Source organism: Amycolatopsis sp. NPDC051071, from assembly GCF_040682875.1.
GTDB lineage: Bacteria > Actinomycetota > Actinomycetes > Mycobacteriales > Pseudonocardiaceae > Amycolatopsis.
Genome location: NZ_JBFBBY010000081.1, coordinates 1 through 24,160, shown reverse-complemented (window position 1 = coordinate 24,160; position 24,160 = coordinate 1). Strand labels below are relative to the sequence as shown.

Below are 24,160 nucleotides of genomic sequence, written 5' to 3'. Positions count from 1 at the left end.
TCTAGGACGATCGGCCGAACCGGCTTTCGCGGTTGGAGTAGTTTGACCGCATGCAGAACGTCTTGCCCGCGCCGGAGAAGACCGGGCTGAACATCCGGACACTGCACTGGGCGGGGTTCACCGGAATCGTCGTACTGGTGCTCGTCACGTCCGGGATCGGCCTGCCGCCGGTACTGGTGGTGGCGCTCGGTGTGCTCGGGATGGCCACCCTGGTGCTGTCCTGGCTGGGCATCGGACGGCTCGCCGCCGGTCTCCCGGAACGACGCCTGTACTGGATCGCGGCCTCCTGGTGCGCACCACTGCTGGCCGCGCGCCCGCTGTTCAGCGGCGACATCAACAGCTACCTCGCGCAGGGTGTCATCGCGGCCAAGGGGTTCGACACCTACCTCGTCGGCCCGGCGCAGGCACTCGGCGCCGATTCGCCGGTAACGATGGCGGTGAGCCACTACTGGCGGGACACACCCGCGCCGTACGGTCCGGCGTTCGTCGCGCAGGCACGCACGATCGCCCATATCGCCGGGGAAGACCTGGTCCCGACGCTGCTGCTGCACCGCCTGCTCGGACTGGCGGGCATCGTGCTCATGGCCTGGGCGCTCCCCCGGCTGGCGCGCCGCGTCGGGGTCTCGCCGACGATCGCGTTGTGGCTGGGTGTGCTCAACCCGCTGGTGCTGTGGCACATCGTGGCAGGCGTGCACAACGACGGGCTCATGGTCGGGCTGATGGTCGCCGGGCTGGAACTCGTCCTGATGGGCGCGGCGAAGACCGGCGCGGCGCGGCCGTCGTTGATCGCGGCGGGAGTGCTCGCGGTGAGCCTGGCGGCGAATATCAAGATCGTGGCCGTCGCGGGACTGCTGTTCGTCGGCATCGACCTCTTCCGCCGGGCGACCCCGGCCGGACGGGTCGCGGTGGCGCTGGGCCTGCCGGCTGGATTCGCCGCGGTCACCGTGGCGGTCTCCGTCGGCACCGGGATCGGCTTCGGCTGGGTCCGTGTGCTCTCCGGCGTTTCCGGGCAAGTGCACAGCTGGATGGCGCCGACCAACGAACTTGGCTTCCTGGCCGGCGGGATCGGCAAGATCTTCGGGGCGGATCTGACCGACGGCGCGATCAAGGTGTTCTCGCTGATCGGCGCGATCCTCGGCCTCGCCGTCGGGGCGAGGCTGCTGTGGCTCACTTACCAGGAAAAGCTGCATCCGCTGTACGGCGCGGGGCTGACCTTCGCCGCGATGCTCGTACTCGGCCCGGTCGTGCAGCCGTGGTATCTCCTGTGGACGGTCGCGCTGCTCGCGGTGAGCCTCACGACCGACCGCGGACGCTGGATCCTCGCCGGGATCAGCGCGGTGTTCGCCGTCCTGCTCCCGCCTGCCAACGGCGGTGCGGTATCACTGGCGCTGGGCTACCTGATCGCCGTCGTACTCCTCGGCGGAACCTTGTTCGCACTGAAGCGGAAGAACCTGTTGCCGGAGATCAGGTTCCGCAAGAGCCGCACGTAGGGACTCCAGCGGGCGGGCGTCCCAACGGTGCCGGTGAGTTCCCGTTCGGCGCGGTCGAGGCAGTCTTCCAGCAGGGCGTCGTGCATCGGCCGCCATAGCAGCGGATAGGTGCACCAGGCGGGATGCCGGAGCCGCAGCACCATGAGGTGTTCAAGTTCGGTCTCACCCGCTTCCGTTGTCCGCACGGTGAATTCGTGGAAGCCGTCGAAACCGCGTGGCGCGGTGAACCGGAACCGCACGGACTTCCCTGGTTCGCAGGTCTCGACGTAATACCGGACCGGACCGTGCCCGCCGGTGGCGCGGACGCCGAGTGGCCGGTCGAATCGCAACGCCGGCCACGCTTCGACGGGCCAGAGCCGGTCGTCCTCGCCGGACAGTGTGTCGATCAGCTCGCCGACACGTTCCGATGACACAGCGAGAATCCGGGAATGCCTGTTCCACACGCGCATCTTGCCCTCCCAGTTCTAGAGACCTTCCCCTAAAACAATAGTAGAGGATAGTCTCTGAAAATGGGGCGGCCACCGCAGCACACCACCGACGACTTCCTCGACGCCGCCGTCCGGATCTTCGCCGCCAAAAGGGTCGCCGGGGTGACGATGTCGGCCGTCGCCCGCGAGGTCGGCGCGCCGAGCGGCTCGATCTACCACCGTTTTTCCGGCCGCCCCGCCTTGCTCGCCGCCGTCTGGCTCCGCACCTTGGCCGACTTCCAGCAGGGCTATCTCGAAGCACTGGACCGGGAATCACCCGTGGAGGCCGCCATCGAGGCGGCGGCACAGGTGGTCCGCTGGTGCCGGGCCCATCCCGCCGAGGGGAAGCTGCTCTACGAAGGCAACCGGGCGTTCGGCGTCGACGACTGGTCCCCCGCCGACCGCGACCGCGCCGACGAGGCGAACCGACGGCTCGACACGGCGATCACCAAGGTCGTCCGCGAACTGCGGCCATTGACCGGCCGGAGCACCGACGAACTGATGCTGGCACTGGTGGACCTGCCCTACGCCGCCGTCCGGCGGCACCTCGACCGCGGTGAGGCCCCGCCCCCGCGCACCGTCGACCTGGTGACCAGGACCGTCCGCACCCTCCTGTCGGGCTGACGCTCACTCCGGGATCGGACGGCGATCGAGAACTCGCCGTCGTCGAAAGTCGTCTCACGCCCCTTCACTCCAGTCCTCGCGCCCGGCCCGGGGGCCGCACTCGCGTGCTCAAACTCGTAACTCGCGTGCTTGAGCACGTAACTCGCGTGCTTGAGCACGTAACTCGCGTGCCTGGATGTCGAACTCGGTGTGCGAAGTCTGAGCACGCGAGTTACGTCTCTGAGCACGCGAGTTCCGCCTTTAAGCACGCGAGTTACGTCTCTGAGCACGCGAGTTACGTCTTTAGGCACGCGAGTGCGGTCCGCCAAGGAGGCACCACTTTGCCCGGCCGGGCGCCGGATTCCTGGCCCGGCCGGGCACCGTATTGGACGCGGCGGCGAACTTGGAATGCGTCAGAACATCGTTCTCTCCCAACGGATTCCTCAGTCATCCGGCGCGAGATGGTGATTCTCGTCAAACCGGCGGGCGCCTGGCGCGTGGTGTGTGCGACCCTGAGGAAGGAACCTCGTGATCGAGGTCCCCGGACGAGTGGGTGCCGTACCCGGCCAGCGACAAGACGGCACTCTGGGAGCGCGTCGTGTCCTGGCTTGTTTTGATTGTTTCGGGTTTTCTGGAAGCCGTCTGGGCCACCGCCCTCGGCAAATCCGACGGCCTGTCCCGGCCGATGCCGTCGGTGATCTTCGGCATCACACTGGTGGCGAGCATGGTCGGCCTCGCCTACGCGATGAAGGACCTCCCCGTCGGCACCGCCTACGCGGTCTGGGTCGGGATCGGGGCCTCACTCACCGTCGGCTACGGCATGTGGTCCGGCGCGGAAACCACGTCACTGGCCAAGATCCTGCTGATCATGGGGATCGTGGCCTGCGTGGTGGGGCTGAAAGTCCTGCACTGACGCGGGCCCGAAAGGGAACCGCCCCCGACGCACGGACGACGTCGGGGGCGGTTCGGGTCCGGTGCACCCCTGCGTGTGCCCCGGACGGCTAGGTGGTCAGGAGCGCGCCCAGAGGGCGGGGACGTTCGGCGGCTCCCAGCCGACCTGAGCGGTGTGCCCCTGGAGGGCACGGTACGAAGCGCCGCCGTAGGTGACCGTCGCACCCGCGGCGTAGGTGGTGCCCGCCGCCCAAGTCCCCGAGGGTGGGTTCGACGTCGTCGGGCCGGTCGGCGTGGTGGTGGTGCTGGACGGCGGATTCGAGCCCGAAGTCACCAGGCGCAGGCTGTAGACGCTCAGGATCTCCGAGACCGGCTGGAAGTAGAACGTGCCACCCGAGGTGCAGTCGCCGGAGCCACCGGAAGTGACGCCCTGCGCCTGGTCGCCCGCGAGCCACGAACCACCGGAGTCGCCAGGTTCGGCGCAGGCATTGGTCCGGGTGAGTCCGGCAACCGTGCCCTGCGGGTAGGTCACCGAGGCGTTCTTCTGCTGGATGGTGCCGCAGTGCCAGCCGGTCGTGGAGCCGGATCGGCAGACCGAGGCACCGACCGCGGCCTCCTGCGAACCCGCCACCGGCACGGTGCCCGGGTAGCGGTTGACCAGTCCTCGCGGGGTGTTGCCCGCGTCCACGCGAACCCACGCGTAGTCGTTGCCGGGGAAGCTGGAGCCCGCGACGGACCCGCTCGGGTTCGAGGTGCGTGTTCCGGTGGTGCCGCAGTGCCCGGCGGTCACGAAGCCGCCTTCGACCGAGAAGCCGATCGAGCACCGGCCCGAACCGAAGGTGTAGGCGTTGCCGCCGATGACGTCGATCAGCGGGACGGGGGTTTCCAAGCTGGTCTCGACGCGCAGCGCGTCGGCGGGCACACCGGACGCGGTCGCCCACGACTTCGCGGCGGCCTCTCCGCCCGCGTTGGCCAGGACGACGACCGAGTTCGTGATGGGGTCGGCGTACCAGCCGGGTACGGCCTTCGGCGCGCTGGAAGCCTTGGCGTCCAACGAAAGCTTCGCCGAGTCGAGCTGAGAAGCGTTCCGCGCGACGGTTTTCGGGGTCGCACCGGCCGCACGGACCGCGTCTTCCAGCGCCGCGTCGGTGACCGCGACGGTCAGCGTGGTGCCCGTCGCGTCCAGCCACGAGCCGGCGTAGGACGAACCGAGCCGGGTCTTGAGTGCGCTGTCGGCCTTGGCCGCCTGCTGCTCGCCGGCGAGGCGGGTCCTGGCCTGATCCGGGCTGATCTTCAAGTCTCGCGACAGGGCCGTGACGATCTCCGACTGGACCTGCTCGCTCTCCGAACCGGTCTGGCCGGCGCTGGCGCTGGGCGTCAGCACGATGGCGGTGACCAGTCCGGCACCGGTGATGGCCGCCGCGGCGGCCGATACGATCTTTCGGTTCATGTTCAGCGCTACCTCACCGACGTGCCGGAAGGGGATCTCGTCCCCGAACCGTACGAGGCGCCTCACGCAAATGGTACATACCATTTAGATCATATCCACCGCAGTGGACTGGACCTTTTATCCGTTTTTTCGCAGGTCAGCGCACTGCCGCGTCGGTGTAGTCGACGCCGTAACCGGGGTTCAACTCAAGGTACTTCGAGTAGGTCGGCCGCCGGTCGATGAGTTCGCCGTACACCGCGCGAGACAGCGCGATCATCTCCGCGGCGAACGGGCCCATCTCTCCCCGGTCCGACCAGCCGACGAGATTCCGCCAGCTCAGCGGGTTCCCCGCGATCGGGACGGCGACGATACCCGGGATCTCGTGGAACAACGGCTGGCACAGCACCACCGCGTGTCCCGATTCGACCATCTCGATACAGGTCAGCACATCGGTCTCGTACAGCGAGCGCGGGGTGAACCCCGACCTGGCGCACGCGGAGGCGAAGCAGTCGCCGAAACAGCCGTCTCCCGGTGTGGCGCACCACCGTTCGTCCGCCAGCGCGCTCATCTCCACTTCGGCGTGCTGCGCGCGCTCGTCACGGGCCGACATCAGCACGAAAACCGGATGGTGTGCGAGCGTCCGCCACCGGACGCCGGGCTCTGGCGGCGGCGCGGCGTCACCGCAGACGCCGACGAAGGCGAAGTCCAGCGCGCCTTCGGCGGTCATGTCCGCGAGTTTGTTGGCGGACCACGACGTATGCGTGGCGACATGGATGTCGGGATGGGTGGTGCCGAGGCGCTGCAGGAGCGCGCCGAGCATCGGCCCCGTCGCCGAACCGAGCCGCAACGTCACCGGCTCTCCCGTGCCGTTGTGCTGGGCAAGGCGCGCAGCCTCGTCGTGCAGGGACGAGACGGCGGGGAGCACCATCTTGGCCCGGTCGAGGACGAGGAGGCCGAGTGCCGTCGGCCGCGTCCCGGTGTGGTCGCGCAGGAACAGCTTCCCGCCGAGCGTCCGTTCGATGCGTTTCAATTGGGCGGTCAGTGCGGGCTGCGCCATCCCGAGCGTGTTCGCCGCCTTGGTGATACTCCCGAGTTCGGCGATAGCGCACATGATGCGCAGGTGGCGCAGTTCCAGCTCCATCCCTCTACGTTAGAGCCGTAACTGGACTGGACCAAGCTCGTAATTGCGCCAAATGGTTCCCTCTTCTCCCCCGCCGGTCGTACCTATCCGGACATTCCGGTGCGCTAAAAGCGCCTGACCAGGCCCTGGCGGCGAGAACGGTTCGAGCGGCGGTGAAATGCCATCGATGTCAGGAATCCCGGACCGGTTGCTGTGAACGTGAAGGAATACCGGACGTTCGGACCGGAGCGCCGCGAGCCCGGGTCAAGAAGCCCGCGACTTGCGGTTCAGGAACGCCGACGCCCCGACGCCGTGGGCGACCACGCTCGCCAGCACCGTCACCGCCATGACGCTCAAGGCGGCGTCCGCCGCGTCGCCGTCGAGGGAGTTGTAGGCCAGCAACCCGAACACGATCGACGCCGCGCCGCGCGGCGCCAGCAGGCCGATGGTCATCCGGTCCCGCCGGCGAAGATCGGTCCGCAGCAAGGTGAGCAGCACCGGGATCAGCCGGGCGACGGTCAGCGCGACGACGCTGACGATCACGACACCCCAGGTCAGGCCGAAGCTCAGCACCAGCACCGCGGTGCTGCCGAAGACAAACCACATCAGCAGCCCGCACAGGGAACTGACGTCCTCCGCCAGCCCGAGCTCGTCACCGCTGGGGTGCCTGGCGGTCTTGTAGGCGATGCCGCAGAGGAACGCCGCGACGAACCCGTTGCCGCCGATCGCGACGGCGGCGGTGTAGGTCAGCAGCGGGATCGCGACGGTCGCCACCCGCGCCGAATGCACCGTGGCCCAGCCGTGCCTGCCCGCCACGTTCATCGCCACCGCCGCCACCGCGCCGACGACGGAGCCCACCAGCACGGCCAGCAACGCGGCGGGGATCGCGGCCTGCAGTGCCTCGGCCGGGGTGCTCGCCTGGTGATGGCTCCCCGCCAGCGTGAGCGCGAAGATGAAGACCGGCGCGACGACACCGTCGTTGTAGCCGCTTTCGACGTTCAGCAAGTGCCGCACGCGTCCGGGTACCCGGACGTCGTGCACCACCGACGTCGCCGGCGCGAAGTCGGTCGGCGCGATGATGCACGCGATCAGCAGCACCACCGGCCAGCCGAGGCCCGGCAGCGTCAGCAGGCCGACGCCCATCGTGATCAGGATCGTCAGCGGCAGCGCGATCAGCAGCAGCCGGACGGCGGTCTTCGCGTCGTGTCCGAGGTAGCCGCCCTTGACCGCGGTGGCGTCGACGAACAACAGCAGCGCGAGGATCAGTTCCGCGGCGTTCAGGGCGATCTCGGTGTTGAGCCCGTTCCCGAGGTCGTTGCGGGTGCTGAACCCGATCGCCAGTCCCGCCACGACCATCGCCATCGGAGCGGTGATCTGCCACCGCTCCAGCCGTGCCGCCGTCATCGTCCACACCAGCACGACGACCGCGCCGACGAGCACGCTCTGGATCATCTACCCGCCCCTCGTTCCCGGCGGACTCCCCTGCCACCGGGAACGAGCATAGAGATCAGGCGACCCCGGCGGTCCACAAAGGAACACCGATCACACCACCGCGCCGTTGTCGTCGCGCTTCCGTGCCCGCGCGGGTTTCCTGACGGGACGTCCGGCGCCCGGCCACCGCCGGTCGAGCAGGATCGCCACCGGACCGGCGGTGGCCACTGTGGACACAGTGCCGGCGACGAGACCGAGCAGCAGCGCCAGTGCGAAGTCGGCCAGCGAACCGTCGCCGAGGAACAACAGCGCGCCGAGCACGAACAGCACCCCGATCCCGGTGTTGATCGTCCGGGGCAGTGTCTGCAGCACGGCCGCGCCGACGACGCGGCCGAACGGTTCCTTGCGGCGCAGTCCCCGGATCTCCCGCACCCGGTCGAACACCACCACCGAATCGTTGACCGAGTAGCCGATCACGGTCAGCAGCGCGGCGAGGAAGACGCCGTCCATCGACTTGCCCAGCCAGGCGAAGATCCCGAGGATGATCAGGACGTCCTGGGCCAGCGCGGCCACCGTGGCCACGCCGAGCCGCCAGTCGAACCGCACCGCCAGGTAGATCAGCTGCGCCAGCACGGCGAGACAGAGCGCGAGCACCGCCTTGGTACGCAGTTCGGCGCCGAGGCTCGGGCCGATCTGCTCGTCACGGATCTCCGCGGCGTCACCGGCGACCCCCGAGACCGCGGCCCGGATCCGTTCGGTGGCGGCCTCGTCGATCGGCTCGGTACGCACCGAGATGTCCTTCTCCCCGGACATCTGCACGACGGCACGCGGGAATCCGGCGTCGGAGACGGCGTCCCGGACCTGTTCGACGTCGGCCGTGGCCGTGGTGCTGTATTCGATCACCCGGCCGCCGGTGAACTCGACGCCGAGATTCGGCCCGGCCACCAGCAGCCCGGTGACGGCCGCGATGACGACCGCGCCCGCGACCATCAGCCATCGTCGGGGCTTGCCGAGGAAGTCCGGATCGCGGCGGTTCACCCATCGGCGGACCCTGCCCTCATGGGTGAGCCCGGACAGCCGGGGTCTGCGCGCGACGACGCCGCGCATGGTGAGGTGCAGCAGCAGCCGGGTGAGCACGAGCGAGATGAACAGCGCCACGACCACACCGATCGAGAGCGTCACCCCGAAGCCACGCACCGGCCCGGAAGCCAGCCAGAACAGCAGTCCGCCTGCCAGCAGGGTCGTCACGTTCGAATCGACGATCGCCGACAACGCCCCACTGAACCCGCGGCTGACCGACCGGGGCAGCGAGCCTCCCCGTTTGACCGAGTGTTCCTCTCTCGCGCGTTCGAAGACGAGGACGGTCGCGTCGACGGCCATGCCGATGGCCAGGACGAAGCCCGCGAGACCGGGCAGGGTCAGCGTCGCGCCGAGTGCGAGCAGGACGGCGTAGGACACGGCGGCGTAAGCCACCAGCGTGCCCACGGCGACGAGCCCGGCCAGCCGGTACACCGCCAGCAGGAACAACGCGGTCAGTGCCAGTCCGATGACCGCGGCGCGGGCGCTGGCCTCGATGGCGGCGGCACCGAGTGTGGGGCCGACGGTGCGCTGCTCGATGATCTCGACCGGCGTCGGCAACGCGCCGGCGTTGATCAGCAGCGCCAGATCCTTCGCCTCGGCAGGCGAGAACCGGCCGGTGATCTGGGTGCTCCCGCCGACGATCCCGACTCCGCAGGCAACCTGAGGGCCCACCTGCGGCGACGAGATCACCTTGTCGTCGAGTGCGATCGCCACCCGCCGGGTCGGATCACCCGGCGGCGAGCAGGCGGCCTGCGCGGTCAACTGCTCCCAGGCGCGACCGGAATCCCCTTTGAAGTCAACGGAAACAAGCCAGCCGCCACCCTGTGAATCGATCGTCGAGTTCGCCTTGTCGACGCCTTCCCCAGTCAGCGCCGCGGGCCCGAGGGTGATCGGCTGCCCGCTCTCGTCGGGCAGCACGCGGCTTCCCTGTGCTGCTTCGGCGGAAACTCCGAGTACCGGATGGAAGGACAACTGCGCGGTCCGGCCGATCAACTCGACGGCTTCGCGTGGATCCCGCACGCCGGGCAGTTCGACAATGATCCGGTTGTCCCCGGAGCGGGCGAGCATGGGCTCGGCGACGCCGAGCGCGTCGACCCGGCGGCGCAGCACCTCGAGGGTGCGGTCGGTGGTCTCGGGTCCGGCGGTGGCGGTCGGCGAGTCCTTGGTCTCCAGCACGATCTGCGTGCCACCACGCAGATCGAGCCCCAGACGCGGGGCGGTGGTCAGTAACAAGTAGACGGTCGCGGCGAGGACGACCAGCGAGACGACGGCTCGCCCGGTCATACCTCGCCGCGCGGTTTCGCGCGGCACGACGGTTTCTCCTCGATGAACGCGCGCCAGTACGAGGGCGGGCGCGCGGAATCCCGGTACGGGCACGCGGAACACGTGCCCGTGAGCTCAGCTGCGGTTACCGGGTGGAGGAGCGCGATCCCCCAGCGCGAGGCGGTGCGCCGCGCGCGAAGGAAGCGTGACGTCGGTGTGGAGTTCGCTCAGGCGAAGCAGCGTCGTCGACGCGGGTCCGTGCGGAACGGTGCCGAAGAGGGGCAGCTCACTGTGACCGTGCACACCCAGGAGCGACGGTTCGGCCGCGAGCCTGCCTGCGGCGCGTACTGGCGCGACGGCCTTCGAGACCGAGGTGTCGACGACGGCGTGCGTCTCGCGAGGCTCCGCCGAAGCGGCGGAATCGACGGATCGCAGAGCCGAGAACAGGCCTAGCGCGGTCAGGACGGCGGCGAGCAGCACCAGCGCGGCCTGCCAGGCCGGCCGGTACGTCCGGCGCTCCACCTTCATCGACACACTCCAGGGTTCTCGCCGACACTTTACTTGCCGTCGGCGGGTCGTGGCCTGATCACCTCGCCCCGGCGTCCCGCCACAGCCTCGCGACACCGGCGCGGACGCGCTCCTCCCCCAGTTCCGGCAGCAGCGCGGTCACGTGCTCGGCCGCGAGTGGCGCGAGCAGGGCGTGCGCCGTGTGCTCGGGGTCGGGGATGCCGCCGAGCAGGAGCGTCACGTGCCGGTGCCAGAACCGGTAGGCGCCGATGCGGTAGCGCGCGCCGGGCGCCGCGGTCTCCGACATCCGCACCAGTGGCAGGTGCTTGAGCAGGTAGTCGAGATAGGCGTCGGCGAAGGCCGCGAGGCGATCCGCGGGTGGAGCGCCGGGTCCCAGTGGCGGCGGCCCGTGCAGGACGGCTTCCTGGAGCACGCGTTCCCGCGCGTCCAGCAGCGAGGCGGCCAGTCCGGCCTTGTCGCCGAAGCGGCGGAACAACGTCCCCTTGCCCACGCCCGCGGCCGCCGCCACCTGGTCCATGGACACCGCGTCGACGCCGTGCTCGGCGAACAGCGACGCGGCCGCGTCCAGGATGGCGGCCCGGTTGCGGGCGGCGTCCGCGCGCTCTTTGGGCGGCGGCGTGCGCAGGAGTTCCAGCGGGGTTGCCGAAGCGGACTGTGGTCCGTTATGGTCGTGAGGCACATGCGGACTATAGTCCGATTACCTGGAGGTAGCGACATGACCGCGCTCATCAAGCGGGACGAACTGAAGGCCGCGATCGACGCGAAGAGCGTGACGGTGGTCGACGCGCTGGGCGGCGAGTACTACGAGAAGCAGCATCTGCCCGGCGCTGTCCCCCTCGTCCTCGCCGACGTCGACGCGCGGGCGGCCACCGTCCTGCCGGACCGGGACGCCGCGATCGTCACCTACTGCTCGAACCCCGGCTGCCCCAACAGCGGACAGGTAGCCGAGCGCCTCACCGCGCTCGGCTACACGAACGTCCGCAAGTACCGGGAGGGCATCGAGGACTGGGCCGCCGCCGGCCTGCCCCTCGAAAAGGCCTGACGGTCAGCCCAGCGGCGGCACCCGGCGGCGCAGGATCGGGACCCCGTCGCCGGTGAGTTCGGCCAGATAAGCCGTTCGTCCGGTCATGGCCATGGTCAGCGCCAGGGTCGTACCCGAGACGAGCGGACCGGACCCGACGGCGAAGGGGCCATCGGTCGCTTCGAGCCGAAGCCCGCCGATGCGCCCCTTCGCCATCACCACCAGGTCTGCGCCCTGGTAGTAGCCGGCGAGCGAGGTGAGGACGGCGATCGGATAGTCGCGGCGGATGCCGAGGGGACGGCGGATGTCCTCGGCGTGCACGATCCCTTCGCCGAGCAGCGCCATTTTCGGCAGGGGCGGTTTCGTCGTGCTCGCGACGACACGGCGGAACCGCTCCAGTGTCTCCGCGCCGTCCGCACCCAGATGCTCGGCCAGCCGCATGGCGACCTGCTTGTCGAAGTCGAACCGGCAGCGGATGACCCCGGCAAGCCAGTTCAGCGGTGTGAGGCTCGCCGACGCGGTGAGATGCGCCAGCACTTCGCGCACGCTCAGCCCGGCGCACAGCGACGGTGTCTTCCACCGTTCTTCGGTGAGTCCGATGAGGTCGTTCGCCAACGCCGCCCGTTCGGTGTGGATCAGCGCCCAAACCCCGGTCGCGGCGCGGCCACGTGCTTTCGGTCCTGTATTCGTCATCCGGAGTCCTCCAGTCTTCGTCGTTCGAAGGTGAGACTCTCGCCGCGGCCCGGAATCATCGGTCTCCGATACCCTGAATCCCCCAGGAACAGAGGAGATCGATGATCCAGCGCTGGAATCCGGACACCGTGGCGGCCCCGCTCGGTCTCTACAGCCATCTCGCCCGCGTTCCGGCCGATCACGAACTCGTCGTCGTGGCCGGGCAGATCGGTGTCGGGCCCGACGGCGAACTGGCCGGACCCGACGCGGAAGCGCAGACGCGTGCCGTGTTCGCCAACCTCGAACGGCTGCTCGAAGCCGCGGGTGCCGGGCCGGAGAACGTGGTCAAGGTGTTCAGCATGCTTTCCGGCACCGAGCACCTCGACGGCTTCCGCACCGCCTCGCGCGACGCCTTCACGCGCTGGTATCCGGAAGCGGACTGGCCCACGCAGTCCCTGATCGTCGTGGCGGCACTGGCCAGGCCGGACCTCGTCGTCGAAGTCGAAGCACTGGTCGCGGTGCCACGATGACAGCGGAGACAACTAGTGGTTCCCCTCACCCGTCCCGGAAGGCCATCACGAGCCCCCACAGCACCACCAGTCACCACAGCGGCGCGTGAAGGACCCCTTCCCTCGGCTCAGCCGCAGAAACTCGACCTTCACACCTTCCCCAGTACAGGAAGGCCCCCTTCCTTGCGCCTAGCGCAAGGATGAGGGCCTTCCTGTACTTCACGCTTCTGCACCGGGGTAGCCCGCAAAGAAGTCCGGAACCCTGCCCCTCTCATCGCGACGTCGGCGAAGACGGCCTGCGCGACAGAGGTTCGATCACGCCACGTTTGCCTTACCTCTCTATTAGTGCTCAGTACTCCCGGCGCCTCCGTCCGGCCAGTAGCAGCAGGGCCCCGATCGCCAGCATCCCGAGCGCCAGCACCGACATGGTCCGCACGGGCGAACCGGTGGTGGCCAGTCCCGGCGGCCGCTGGGTGCCCGGCGGCTGCGGGTTCGGCTTCTCCGGCGGCTTCGGCGATTCCGGCGGCACCCGGGTGTCCGTACCGCAGTCGGGGTTGGCCGAGCCCGGCGGGCAGTTGCCGCCCGGGGTGTCGGACGTGACGACGTTGCGGAGCCGGAGGTCACCGATCGCCGGCTTCTTCACCGTGACCGCGTAGACGACGGTGGCCTTCTCCCCCGGCGCGAGCTTGCCCTTCCAGGTGAGCTTCGGCGCGGAGTAGGTCACAGCTCCGATGCCGGCCTTCGCCGTGCCGTCGAAGGTGGCGTCGTCGAGGACCTGGGTCAGGTCGTCGGTGAACGTCGCGTCGTCCACCGTGGCCTGTCCGGTGTTCTCCACCGTGACGGTGTACGTGACGACCTCGCCGGGTTTGACCTCCGTCTTGTCGGCCGTCTTCTTGATCTTCAGGCTGGACACCGGCGTCGTGGTGCCGCACTTGGGGTCCTTGCTGCCTGGCGGGCAGTTGGCACCCGGGTCGTCGGAGATGATCGCGTTGGTCAGCTTGCCGTCACCGCCGGCCTTGGCCACCTTCACGCTGTAGGTGACCGTCGCCGTCTGCCCGACCTCCAGGTCGCCGGTCCAGGTCAGCTTCGGTTCCGCGTAGGTCACCGAACCAATCGTCGCCACCCCGTCCTTTTGGAACACGGCGTCGTCGAGGACCTCGGTGAGGTCGTCGGTGAATGTCGCGCCGGTGAGCTTGGTCTTGCCGGTGTTGCGCACCGTGACCGTGTACTTGACGACGTCGCCCGGGTTCGCCGTCGTCTTGTCCGCCTTCTTCTCCAGCGCGATACCGGGCACCGGGGTGATGGTCGAACAGGCCGGGTCGTCGGACTGCGGTGGGCAGGTGCCCGGCGTGTTGGTGCTGACGGTGTTCCGCAGTTCGTGATCGCCCGTGACCGGGCTCTTCACCTTCACCGAGTACGTCAGCGTGGTCGAAGCCCCCACCGGGAGATCGCCGGACCACACCAGGTTCGGCGTGGTGAAGAGGAAGCGGCCGCCGACCGGCGCGGACCTGGCGTCATTCCGGTAATCGGCGTCGTCGAGCACCTCGGACAGGTCGTCCGTGACGCGCGCGGCGTCCTCGCCGACCAGATCGACCTTGCCGGTGTTGGTGACGGTCACGGTGTAGGTGACGACGTCGCCGGGGTTGGCGGTCTGCTTGTCCGAGGTCTTCTTCACCGTCAGTTCGCGCGACGGCACGTCCGCGACGCAGTTCGGATCGTTCGAACCCGGCGGGCAGTTGTTACCCGGCGTGTCCGAAGTGACCACATTGGACAGTTTCTTGTCACCGGGGTTCGGATTCTTGATCTTGACCGTGTAGGTGATCGTCGACGTCTGGCCGATACCGAGATCACCGGTCCAGGTCAGCGTCGGCGCAGCGTAGGTCACCGCGCCTATGGTCGCGGCACCGTCGTTCTGGTAGTCCGCGTCGTCGAGCACCTCGGTCATGTCGTCGGTGAAGGTCGCACCGGCCTGTTCGGTCTGCCCGGTGTTGGTGACGGTGACCGTGTACGTCACCGTGTCGCCGGGGTCGACCGACTTCTTGTCGACGGTCTTCTTAATGAGCAGCCCGGAAACCGGCGTCGTCGTGCCGCACTTCGGATCGGTCGAACCCGGCGGACAGTTTCCGCCCGGAGTGTCCGAAGTGACGACGTTGCCGAGCTTCCTGTCGCCATCGCCCGGGTTCTTGACCTTGACCGTGTACGTGACCGTCGAGGTCTGGCCGATGTCGAGGTCGCCGGTCCAGGTCAGCCGCGGTTCCGCGTAGGTCACCGCGCCGATGGTCGCCGCACCGTCGTTCTGGTAGTCGGCGTCGTCCAGCACCTGCGTCAGATCGTCGGTGAACGTCGCACCCGAGACCTTGGTCTGGCCGGTGTTCTTCACCGTCACCGTGTACTTCACGACGTCACCCGGATTCGCCGACTTCTTGTCGACGGTCTTCTCGATGAGCAAGCCGGAAACCGGGGTGTCCGTGCCACACAACGGATCCGTGGACCCCGGCGGGCAGTTCCCGCCCGGTGTCTCGGAAGTGACGACGTTCTTGAGCCGGTTGTCGCCGGCGTTCGGGTTCTTGACCTTGACGGTGTAGGTGACCGTGGTCGTCTGGTCGACGCCGAGGTCACCGGTCCAGGTCAGCTTCGGCGCGGTGTAGGACACCGAACCGATCGTCGCGGCGCCGTCGTTCTGATAGTCGGCATCGTCGAGCACCTGCGTCAGATCGTCGGTGAAGGTGGCACCGGTCAGCTTCGTCTGGCCGGTATTGGTGACGACCACGGTGTACTTCACGACGTCACCCGGGTTGGCGGACTGCTTGTCGACCGACTTCTCGATCTTCAAGCCCGACACCGGAGTCGTGGTCCCGCACTTCGGATCCGTGGACCCCGGCGGGCAGTTCCCGCCCGGAGTATCGGAGGTGACGGTGTTGACCATCTTCTTGTCGCCAGGGTTCGGGTTCTTGACCTTCACCGTGTAGGTCACCGTGGACGTCTGGCCGATGTCGAGGTCACCCGTCCAGGTCAGCTTGGGCGCCGCATAGGACACCGCGCCGATCGCCGCGGCACCGTCGTTCTGGTAATCCGCGTCGTCGATCATTTGGGTCAGATCGTCGGTGAACGTCGCTCCCGAAACCTTGGTCTGCCCGGTGTTCGTGACGACCACGGTGTACTTCACGACGTCACCCGGGTTGGCGGACTGCTTGTCGACCGACTTCTCAATCAGCAGCCCCGACACCGGAGTCGTCGTACCGCACTTCGGATCCGTGGACCCCGGCGGACAGTTCCCACCCGGCGTGTCCGAAGTGACCGCGTTCTTGAGGAGCTTGTCGCCGGGGTTCGGGTTCTTGACCTTCACCGTGTACGTGACGGTCGAGGTCTGGCCGACGTCGAGATCGCCCGTCCAGATCAGCTTGGGCGCCGCATACGAGACGCCACCGATGGTCGTGGCACCGTCGTTCTGGTAGTCGGCGTCGTCCAGCACCTGAGTCAGGTCGTCGGTAAAGGTCGCACCGGTCAGCTTCGTTTGCCCGGTGTTCGTGACGACCACCGTGTACTTCACAACGTCGCCGGGGTTCGCCGACTGCTTGTCAACGGACTTCTCGATCGTCAGGCCCGACACCGGAGTCGTCGTACCGCACTTCGGATCCGTGGATCCCGGCGGGCAGTTGCCACCTGGCGTGTCCGAAGTGACCACATTGGACATCTTCTTGTCGCCAGGGTTGGGCTTCTTGACCTTCACGGTGTACGTGACGGTCGAGGTCTGCCCGACGTCGAGGTCACCCGTCCACGTCAGCTTCGGCGCAGCGTAGGTCACCGCGCCGACCGTCGCGGCACCGTCGTTCTGGTAGTCCGCGTCGTCCAGAACCCGCGTCAGATCGTCGGTAAAGGTCGCACCGGTCAGCTTCGTCTGCCCGATGTTCTTCACTGTCACGGTGTACTTGACGACATCCCCAGGGTTCGCCGACTGCTTGTCGACCGACTTCTCAATCAGCAGCCCGGAAACCGGAGTCGTGGTCCCGCACTTCGGATCCGTCGAACCCGGCGGACAGTTCCCACCCGGTGTATCCGACGTGACGGCGTTCTTCAGCTGATTGTCACCGGTGTTGGGCTTCTTCACCTTGACCGTATAGGTGACCGTGGACGTCTGGCCGACGTCGAGGTTTCCCGTCCACGTCAGCTTCGGCGCGGCGTACGACACCGCGCCGATCGTCGCGGTGGCGTCGTTCTCATACACGGCGTCATCCAGAACCTGAGTCAGGTCATCGGTAAACGTCGCACCCGTGAGCTTCGCCTGCCCGGTGTTCTTCACCGTCACCGTGTACTTCACGATATCGCCCGGATTCGCCGACTGCTTGTCCACCGACTTCTCGATCAACAGCCCGGAAATCGGCGTCGTCGTCCCACACTTGGGGTCCGTGGATCCCGGCGGGCAGTTCCCACCCGGCGTCTCCGACGTCACCACGTTCTTGAGCCGGTTGTCACCCGTGTTCGGGTTCTTCACCTTGACCGTGTAGCTGATCTCGGCGCTCGCCCCGACGGCCAGCGTGCCGGTCCAGGTCAGCTTCGGCGCGGCGTACGACACCGCGCCGGGTGTCGCGGTGGCGTCGTTCTGGTACGTCGCGTCGTCCAGCACGCCGGCCAGGTCGTCGACGATCTTGAGGCCGGCCGCGGTGACCCTGCCGGTGTTGGCGACCTTGATCGTGTAGCGCACGGTGTCACCGGGGTTCGCGGACTCCTTGTCCACGGTCTTCGTCACCGTGTACGAGGGCGACGGCACCTTGGTCTTCGCGCACGCCGCGGCCGGGTCGTCCGGGCAGCGATTGTCCGGCGGTACCACCGGTGGCGGTCCGATCGGGACGGTCGCGCGGTTCACCAGATCCGTGCCGATCGCGGCCTCTTCGACCTTGACCCGCACGGTCAGCGTCGCGGTCTCGCCGACGGCGAGACCCGGTACGGCCCAGTCGATCGGGCCGGTTCCGGCAGAGGTTCCCTTCGAAGGCGTGGACGACACATGGGTCGTGCCCGGCGGAAGTGTGTCACGCACCGTGAACGCGGGCACCGGGATCACGCCGGTGTTCCGCACGGTCACCTGGTAGGTCAGGGTGTCACCCGGCACCGCCTCGGCGCGGTCGACCGATTTCGTCAGCCGATACCCGGGCGAGGCGACGGTGTTCCGGACCGTGTTCGACGTGCGTTCCTGCGGGCGGCCGGTGTCTTGCCCGAGGAAGCTCAGCTTGCCGGTGTTGTCGAGTTTGGTGCCGTCCGGCACCGCTGCCCCGACTCTGACCTTGAAGGCGACCTTCTGCGACTGCCCTGGCGCCAGATTTCGCAGACGACACGTGACCACCTGCCCGGCGGCCGAACAGTCCGGATTGGACCCGGCCACGAACGTGACGCCGTCCGGCAGGGTGTCGGTGAGCACCACGTTCGTCGCGGTGTCGAGGTCGCTGAGGGAGCCGTCGGCGTGCTTGTTGGCGACGTCGAAGGTGTAGGTGACGTCGCCGCCCTTGGTGACGTAACCCGGTGGGCTGTCGTTCGTGTTGCCGACCGGGTCGTTGGCCTTCGTGATCTGCAGGTCCGGTTCGAGCGCGTCGGTGACGAGCCAGACCACCTGCGGGTAAAGCGCGTCGCCGGTGGTGCCGATCTTCACCTGGAGCGCGGACGTGCCGGCCGGGACCTTGCCGGTGATGTCGATGCCGCGGGCGTCGTAGCCGACGTTGTTCGGCGGGTTCGGATCACGCGTGGTCACGTTCGATCCCGAGCCGTCCGACGCCACCCGGTCGATACGGCTGCTGAAGGCGTTGTTCGTCGTCGTGCCCGATGGGCCGGGCACGGAGACGTCCCGCAGGCTGGAGGCGTTCGGGCCCACCTGGAGGTAGTCACCGGTGACGGCCGCGTCGCCGTCACCGACCACGATCCCGAGTTCGACGTTGGGCCGGCGGGAGGTCGGCGCCTTGATGCCGCTCAGCGCGATGGTCGCCGACGTCGGGGCGCCGCCGCCCGCGACCCGCTGCAGACCGTCCCACACCTGCAGATACCGCAGTGGTTCAGTGGGTAGTTCGTACGCCACCACGAGTGACCAGCCACCCCAGCAGCCGAGGTTGGTCCCGCTGATCGACTGGCCCTGGCAGGCCTGGATGTCGGCGACCGTGTACTGGCCGACCCCGGCACTGGTCACCGCGGCGGTGACGTCGGCCGCGCCACCGTAGGCGTACAGGGTCGGGTAACCGCCCGTCGTCAGCGCGGGGAAATAGTCGTAGGTGTCGGCGGTGATCCGCTGGTAGGTGTTCGCCCCGGGGACCTTCATCGAAACCTGGTTGCCCCTGGAGCCGTCACCGGAAATCCCGTTGGAGGCGACCGGGTTGAACTGCCAGTACAGCCGGGCGTTGAGCACCTTCGCGCCGGCCGGGATGCTCAGGTTCGCCGCGGAGGCGGTATTGCCGGGGGCCGCCGGATCGGTCTTGATCCAGGACACCGGGCTCGCGTTGGTCGCGTTGGCGTCACAGACGACGCCGAAACCGCATCGCACGACGGAGTTGGCGGCCATCGCGATCCCGCCGTGCGCCAAGCCGTTGTACACCGGCTCCGGCCCGATCGGCCGCTCGGTACCCGCGCCGCGCGGCTGCATTTGAGCGCTTGCGGGCAGCGGAGCTCCCATCAGCAGGGCCACGACGATCACCGTGAGCAGCGCTATGCCCCGGCGACACCGATTTCGCCCACGCTGTACCGCCATGCCGCCTCCGCCTCGCTCCTCGCTCCCCATCAGCCCAGGTCAGGACAACGGACAGAGCGAGCCAATCGAGTGTCATCCTGTGTCTGCGTGATCATCGACGCCAACCGGGATCATCGATGTCCCCTGGATAGAACCCGTTAAGTGGGCTCGAAACCCCCGGACGGGTGATGAAAGTACGGCCTTTCGGTACATCGTCCACAACGGACGGGAACACTCACCGCGTCCTGAGCAGGTCCTCGGTCAGCACGGTGCGCGAAGGCAGGCCCAGTTTGCGCAATGCCCGCCCGACGTGGATCTCGACCGTCCGCGGCGACAGGAACAGTCGCTCGCCGATCTCCCGGTTGGTGAGGTTCTGGGCGGCGAGCCGGGCGACCTCGAGTTCCCTGGGGGACAACGCTTCGCCGTAACCCTTGCGGCCGCGCCGGGGTAACTCCGGATCGCAGCGCCGGAGCGCCCGGCGGCAGCGGAGCGCGTCCACCGCGGCGCCGAGACTCCCGTACGCCGTCTCCGCGGTGGTGAACGACGCGACGGCGCGCTCCTGCTCCCCTGCCTCGGCGAAACAGCCGGCGGCGAGTTCGTCGGCGTACGCGGCGAAATACGGGAAAGGCAGCGCGTAGTACGCCTGCGCGGCGCCGAGCAGGAGGTCACCGGCGGCAAGGGTCTCTCCTCGGGCCTGGGTGAGCAAACCCCGGCACAGCAACGCCGCCGCGTCGGCGAGCGGCGCGTCCTTGCCGTCGATGCCTTGCCGGTACTCGGCGAGGAGTTCCCTTGCCTCGACGAGCTGGCCAAGCCCGAGCATGGTGCGCACGGCGAACGGCATCAGTTCCGCCGCCCAGACCCAGTTGTTCTTGCGGCGCACGGTCTGCAGGCCGTACTCCGCCAGCCGCCGGGCCGCCCGCAGATCCTTGCCTCCCTCGTGGACCGCGACGCGGCCCGCGTACGCCGAAGCCTGCACCGGGACACTGCCCGCGGACAACGCGAACGCCGCGTCGAAACCACGCAACGCCGCTGTCGGCCGATGCTGCCCGTACTCGTACCAGCCGAGCACCAGCAACGGTTCGGCGGCCAGCGAGCTGTCCGCGTCGAACCGCGTCAGCATCGCCTTCGCCTTCTCCGCGACCACCGTCCACTCACCCATCGCCAGGTCCAGACGCAGTTCCGTACCGTCGGCCAGCGCGTCGAGGTAGGGCTCCTTGTCGTCGCGGATCAACCGCCGCGCGGTGGCGAGGAAGGCCCGCGCCACCGGGTAATGGCCGTTCCACGCGACCGCGTCGGCCAGGTTGATGTAGGTGCGCGCGACCTGACGACAGACCTCGGCCGACTCCGGGTTCCCCGGCAGTGAGGCGACGTCCTGCCACGCCTTCGGATCGGCGACCTGCATCCGCGCCGAAAGCCGGTTGGCGGTGATCGCGGCCAGCACACCCGCGTCCTGCGCACCTTCGCTGGCCCGTTCGGCCTGATCGAGCCAGCGCAGGTTCTCCTCGACCGGGGCCAGGCCGATATGCGGCAGCGCCAGCGTGACCAGTCCCCTGGCGAGCACCGCCTGCCGTCTGCCGAGATCGGCCGCGCCCAGTTCGATCTCCAGCCTGCCCGCCTCGACCTTGCCTGACTGGTTGACCAGTACCCGGCCGAGATTGACCCGGATCTCGCCACGGGCGGCCTTGCTCAGCGGCCAGTCACGCAGGATCTCCCGCAGCAGGCCGACCGTGCCCGCCTGCGCGATGCCGCGCGGCAGTTCCCGGCCGAGCCGGACGGCGAACGACTCGCGCGCCGTCCGAGGCAGTTCCGGATCCCGTAACGCGGCTTCGAGCAGACGGCTGGCGTCTTCGGTCCGGCCGTCCTCGATCGCGTCGTCGACCGCGACGCCGGTCCACTGTGTCCACGCGCCGAGATCTCCGGCCAGCCGCGCGTGCCGGGCGATGAGCGGCGGGAACGGTTCGGTGCCGGACGCGAGCCAGGACGCCGCGCGCCCGTGCATCGCGCACCGGCGCGGTCCGGGCAGGAGTGCGTAGACGGCTTCCGCGATCAACGGGCTCCCCGGGGCGTACCGGCCGCGGCCGAGATCCCGCAGCAGCCCCGCTTCCACCGCTTCCGTGACCGCGCCGGAGAGGCCACCAACCGGGGCCGCCGAGACCACCGGCGCCACCACACCCAGTGCCGGTTCCCCGCCCGGTGTTCCCAGCACCGCCGCCGCGCCTACGACGTCCCGCGCGGCCGGGCCGATCGACTCCATCAATCCGGCGACCCGGCTCCGCACGATCGGCGGGACGGGTGCCGACGCCAGCCCGTCCACCGAAAGCGGATCACCGAGGCTCCGCAGCAGCGCGGTCAGATCGGCGGCGTTCCCGGAGGTCCGCCGGTGCACCGCTTCGGCGAAATCCGGTTCCCCGCACCCGAACGACGCGTCCAGCACCGCGCGCACCTGGACGGCGGTGAACGCGGAAAGCGAGAACTGCGCGGTGATCCCACGCAGCGGCGGGAATCGCCGCCGCCCGTAGGCCACCGAACTGAGCACCACGCTCAGCGGCGCCACTGGAGACGCCGCGAGCCCACGCAGGAACTCCCACGTGTCGTCGTCGGCCGCGTGGACGTCGTCGAGTACGAGGACCGCGGGGCCGCAGCCTGCCAGTACCTCCCGCACGGCACGGAACTCCTGCTGCCGCACCGTCTCCGCGTCCACGCCGTCGGGGAACGGCGGCAGCCACGGCGACCATTCGGGGATCAGCCGCCGCAGGACACCGGTCACCGCCGAGAAGCCACCCGCGTGCGCGGCGGCGACGTCGCTCCGGGAGAGCAGCGCGTCGACCAGAGGAGCCAACCGGCAGGGCCGGGCGAAAGAACCACAACGCGCGAACCAGACCACCCGCGACGCGATCCCGGGACGCGCCATGACTTCTTCGAGCAGACGGCTGCGGCCCACACCCGGTCCGCCCTCGACGACGGCGACCGACGGCGGATGCGCGAGCACACGCACCAGGTCGGCCAATTCGGTGTCGCGGGCCACGAACACCGGTGCCGCACCGAGTGTCGGCATGACCGGACCATACCGATCGGACACCCGCCGAAAGGCGGGAACACGAACAGTGACCGCGAGCCGGACGCTTTCCGCTGGTCCACACCACCGGAGTCACAGCTTCAAGGCGCCGTTAACTCGAACGGGCGACGTCGATCGGCGGTCGGGCCCGGACGAACCGCCCTTACACCTCCGTAATACGGACCCTTAGGTATTGCCGCACACCTTGCCACCGATGCCACTTGAGGGTGAATCTCAGACTGTTCGCAGTACCCCTCGGTCACATCGCCACCGCACCAGTCACTCGCTCGTGCCGGGCGGCCACCCAGTCGGGTAGCCGAATCTCCATCCTGTCTCTTCCGGGTCACCGCCCGCACGTGTCCCCGCTTCGACCATCCAGTTAGGAGTGTTCCGACGGTGAAGACCTCATTCAGGCGCGGGCTGGCCACAGCCTGCGCCGGTGTCGCCGCGATGGTCGCCCTGCAGGCGCCCGCTTCCGCGGTGCCCGTCACGACGGCGGCCACCACGATCCCGATCACCATGCAAGCCCAGCAGAAGAGCAACTGGTGCTGGGACGCCAGCGGCAACACCATCGCCGCCTGGTGGGGTCACTCACTGACCCAGACCAAGTTCTGCCAGGTCGCGCACAACCAGTCCGGTTCGGACTGTGCCAACGACCAGGGCTACCTCTCCGACCAGCAGCGTGTGTTCCGGTGGCTGGGGTTCAGCAACGTCGGCAGCTACAACTCGTCCGGCCAGACGCTGAGCTTCGCCACCATCAAGAGCCAGGTCGACGCGCGGCAGCCGATCGGCACCCGCATCGGCTGGCGTAACGGCGGCGGCCATATGCACGTGCTCTACGGCTACGACAACACCAACGGCGCCACGACGGTCTACTACGGCGACCCGTGGGGTTCCAGCCCCCGGTACAACCAGATGAGCTACAACGCCTACCGGTCCAACAACTCCTTCACCTGGACCCACACCGTCTACGGGATCAAGGACTGACACCATGAAGCGAACCTTCCTCAGCGCCACGATCCTCGCCATCGGACTCTCGCTCGCGCTCGGCGCCCAGGCCTGGGCGGCCGACTCCCCCGCCGGCGCGCCCACCGCCGCGGACCTCGCCGCGGTGTCCACAGTGGTCACCGGCGACGCGACCACCCAGCGGCTCGCCAAGGCCGAATTCCCCGGTGCCGCCAAGGCGGACACGGCCGTCGCGGCCCGGACGGCCAAGGCCGATCCGCGTACGCCGGTCGCGGTCTACCAGCCGACCGCGGGATTCATCGCCGGAACCTCCAAGGTGCCTGCCGAACTCGCGTACGTCGCCACTCCCGCCACCCTCGGCAACGGCGACGCGGCAACCGTGTGGTCCCAGCGTGAGGGCGCCGGCTGGGCGGTGTTCAACATCGCCTCGGGTGACCTCGAGAAGCGCCTCGCCACGCGGACCGGCAAGGGCTATCTCCTGAGCGAACCCCAGGCCGGTGCCTGGTACTCCGTCGACGGCGACACCGTGACCGTCCTCGATGGATCGACCGTCGCGAAGACCGGCGAGAAGCTGACGCTCGCCGCCTACCGCGAAGCCCTGCAGAGCCGCTACGGCGACAAACTGCCCGGCTCGACCTACGACCGCACAGGTGCGGCCGGCGGTTACGGCGCGTCCTCCCCGGTGGGCGACGCCTCGCTGCCGTGGTGGCCGTACGCCCTCGGCGCCGTCTTCCTCGCGGCGGCGGGCGCGGCCGTCACCCTGCGGCTCCGCAGGCAGTAAACAAGGTTGTGTCGTTCTAACGACCCGCTCTTAAGCACTTACGCGTCACCTGCGGCGTTGTACATGAAGGCCCCCTTCCTTGCGCCTAGCGCAAGGACCGGCGGCGGCATCTCCTTCATGGCCTTCACCAGCGCGTCCGCCGCGTCCTCGA

General features: G+C 68.7%; 17 protein-coding genes and 1 riboswitch. Of the genes, 7 read left to right on the top strand and 10 right to left on the bottom strand.

Going from position 1 to position 24,160, the window contains the following annotated elements; genetic code table 11:
• The first annotated feature begins 50 nt into the window (after positions 1-50).
• The gene (gene mptB, locus AB0M65_RS24525) at positions 51-1,490 is read left to right on the top strand and encodes a polyprenol phosphomannose-dependent alpha 1,6 mannosyltransferase MptB (protein ID WP_364031724.1); all 1,440 of its coding nucleotides are present in this window, start codon (positions 51-53) and stop codon (positions 1,488-1,490) included.
• On the opposite strand, the gene AB0M65_RS24520 is transcribed toward mptB, so the two are convergent.
• Entirely contained in the window at positions 1,394-1,903 is a 510-nt protein-coding gene (locus AB0M65_RS24520; RefSeq protein WP_364031721.1) for an SRPBCC family protein, read from the bottom strand. The genes mptB and AB0M65_RS24520 overlap by 97 nt on opposite strands.
• 96 nt (positions 1,904-1,999) lie before the next feature.
• Here AB0M65_RS24520 and AB0M65_RS24515 point away from each other — a divergent pair, with 96 nt between their 5' ends.
• Together AB0M65_RS24515 and AB0M65_RS24510 are read left to right on the top strand one after the other, a co-directional pair.
• Positions 2,000-2,581 (top strand): TetR/AcrR family transcriptional regulator, encoded by a 582-nt coding sequence (locus AB0M65_RS24515; protein WP_364031718.1) that lies wholly within the window; start codon positions 2,000-2,002, stop codon positions 2,579-2,581.
• 498 nt (positions 2,582-3,079) lie between these two features.
• Positions 3,080-3,147: riboswitch (guanidine-III (ykkC-III) riboswitch) on the top strand.
• Positions 3,148-3,158: 11 nt separating this feature from the next.
• Positions 3,159-3,473 carry a multidrug efflux SMR transporter gene (locus tag AB0M65_RS24510; RefSeq protein ID WP_364031715.1) on the top strand — a complete coding sequence of 105 codons (315 nt, stop codon included), beginning with the start codon at positions 3,159-3,161 and terminating at the stop codon, positions 3,471-3,473.
• 96 nt (positions 3,474-3,569) lie between these two features.
• Here AB0M65_RS24510 and AB0M65_RS24505 read toward each other — a convergent pair whose 3' ends face one another.
• The 6 genes from AB0M65_RS24505 to AB0M65_RS24480 form a co-directional block, all read right to left on the bottom strand.
• The gene (locus AB0M65_RS24505; protein WP_364031712.1) at positions 3,570-4,901 is read right to left on the bottom strand and encodes an alpha-lytic protease prodomain-containing protein; all 1,332 of its coding nucleotides are present in this window, start codon (positions 4,899-4,901) and stop codon (positions 3,570-3,572) included.
• 136 nt (positions 4,902-5,037) lie between these two features.
• On the bottom strand, positions 5,038-6,021 hold the full coding sequence (locus AB0M65_RS24500; RefSeq protein ID WP_364031709.1) for a LysR family transcriptional regulator: 984 nt from the start codon (positions 6,019-6,021) through the stop codon (positions 5,038-5,040).
• A 243-nt stretch (positions 6,022-6,264) separates the two neighbouring features.
• Positions 6,265-7,452, bottom strand: coding sequence for a cation:proton antiporter (locus AB0M65_RS24495; RefSeq protein WP_364031706.1), 1,188 nt, complete (start codon positions 7,450-7,452; stop codon positions 6,265-6,267).
• Positions 7,453-7,542: 90 nt separating this feature from the next.
• Entirely contained in the window at positions 7,543-9,822 is a 2,280-nt protein-coding gene (secD, locus tag AB0M65_RS24490; RefSeq protein ID WP_364031703.1) for a protein translocase subunit SecD, read from the bottom strand.
• A gap of 87 nt (positions 9,823-9,909) precedes the next feature.
• A complete protein-coding gene (locus AB0M65_RS24485; protein WP_364031700.1) occupies positions 9,910-10,302 on the bottom strand; it encodes a hypothetical protein in 393 nt (130 codons plus the stop codon).
• Between the two features lie 58 nt (positions 10,303-10,360).
• A complete protein-coding gene (locus tag AB0M65_RS24480) occupies positions 10,361-10,981 on the bottom strand; it encodes a helix-turn-helix domain-containing protein (protein WP_364031697.1) in 621 nt (206 codons plus the stop codon).
• 36 nt (positions 10,982-11,017) lie between these two features.
• Between AB0M65_RS24480 and AB0M65_RS24475 the strand changes: the two genes are divergently transcribed.
• Entirely contained in the window at positions 11,018-11,344 is a 327-nt protein-coding gene (locus AB0M65_RS24475; RefSeq protein WP_364031694.1) for a rhodanese-like domain-containing protein, read from the top strand.
• Between the two features lie 3 nt (positions 11,345-11,347).
• On the opposite strand, the gene AB0M65_RS24470 is transcribed toward AB0M65_RS24475, so the two are convergent.
• Positions 11,348-12,016 carry a maleylpyruvate isomerase family mycothiol-dependent enzyme gene (locus AB0M65_RS24470; protein WP_364031691.1) on the bottom strand — a complete coding sequence of 223 codons (669 nt, stop codon included), beginning with the start codon at positions 12,014-12,016 and terminating at the stop codon, positions 11,348-11,350.
• A 101-nt stretch (positions 12,017-12,117) separates the two neighbouring features.
• Between AB0M65_RS24470 and AB0M65_RS24465 the strand changes: the two genes are divergently transcribed.
• The gene (locus AB0M65_RS24465; RefSeq protein ID WP_364031688.1) at positions 12,118-12,525 is read left to right on the top strand and encodes a RidA family protein; all 408 of its coding nucleotides are present in this window, start codon (positions 12,118-12,120) and stop codon (positions 12,523-12,525) included.
• Between the two features lie 328 nt (positions 12,526-12,853).
• Here AB0M65_RS24465 and AB0M65_RS24460 read toward each other — a convergent pair whose 3' ends face one another.
• Entirely contained in the window at positions 12,854-19,165 is a 6,312-nt protein-coding gene (locus AB0M65_RS24460) for a hypothetical protein (protein WP_364031685.1), read from the bottom strand.
• A 277-nt stretch (positions 19,166-19,442) separates the two neighbouring features.
• A complete protein-coding gene (locus AB0M65_RS24455) occupies positions 19,443-22,262 on the bottom strand; it encodes a LuxR C-terminal-related transcriptional regulator (protein ID WP_364031682.1) in 2,820 nt (939 codons plus the stop codon).
• A gap of 396 nt (positions 22,263-22,658) precedes the next feature.
• On the opposite strand from AB0M65_RS24455, the gene AB0M65_RS24450 reads away from it, so the two are divergent.
• Positions 22,659-23,249: a papain-like cysteine protease family protein gene (locus AB0M65_RS24450; protein WP_364031679.1), complete on the top strand. Its 591-nt coding sequence runs from the start codon at positions 22,659-22,661 to the stop codon at positions 23,247-23,249.
• Positions 23,250-23,253: 4 nt separating this feature from the next.
• Positions 23,254-24,009, top strand: a complete 756-nt coding sequence (locus AB0M65_RS24445) for a hypothetical protein (protein WP_364031676.1) — start codon at positions 23,254-23,256, stop codon at positions 24,007-24,009.
• Positions 24,010-24,160: the final 151 nt, after the last annotated feature.

What these genes read in the sequence shown, in the direction of transcription:
- mptB (WP_364031724.1), top strand. Translation starts at nt 51, where the DNA reads ATGCAGAACGTCTTGCCCGCGCCGGAGAAGACCGGGCTGAACATCCGG.
- AB0M65_RS24515 (WP_364031718.1), top strand. Translation starts at nt 2,000, where the DNA reads ATGGGGCGGCCACCGCAGCACACCACCGACGACTTCCTCGACGCCGCC.
- AB0M65_RS24505 (WP_364031712.1), bottom strand. Translation starts at nt 4,901, where the DNA reads ATGAACCGAAAGATCGTATCGGCCGCCGCGGCGGCCATCACCGGTGCC.
- AB0M65_RS24500 (WP_364031709.1), bottom strand. Translation starts at nt 6,021, where the DNA reads ATGGAGCTGGAACTGCGCCACCTGCGCATCATGTGCGCTATCGCCGAA.
- AB0M65_RS24495 (WP_364031706.1), bottom strand. Translation starts at nt 7,452, where the DNA reads ATGATCCAGAGCGTGCTCGTCGGCGCGGTCGTCGTGCTGGTGTGGACG.
- AB0M65_RS24485 (WP_364031700.1), bottom strand. Translation starts at nt 10,302, where the DNA reads ATGAAGGTGGAGCGCCGGACGTACCGGCCGGCCTGGCAGGCCGCGCTG.
- AB0M65_RS24475 (WP_364031694.1), top strand. Translation starts at nt 11,018, where the DNA reads ATGACCGCGCTCATCAAGCGGGACGAACTGAAGGCCGCGATCGACGCG.
- AB0M65_RS24470 (WP_364031691.1), bottom strand. Translation starts at nt 12,016, where the DNA reads ATGACGAATACAGGACCGAAAGCACGTGGCCGCGCCGCGACCGGGGTT.
- AB0M65_RS24465 (WP_364031688.1), top strand. Translation starts at nt 12,118, where the DNA reads ATGATCCAGCGCTGGAATCCGGACACCGTGGCGGCCCCGCTCGGTCTC.
- AB0M65_RS24455 (WP_364031682.1), bottom strand. Translation starts at nt 22,262, where the DNA reads ATGCCGACACTCGGTGCGGCACCGGTGTTCGTGGCCCGCGACACCGAA.
- AB0M65_RS24445 (WP_364031676.1), top strand. Translation starts at nt 23,254, where the DNA reads ATGAAGCGAACCTTCCTCAGCGCCACGATCCTCGCCATCGGACTCTCG.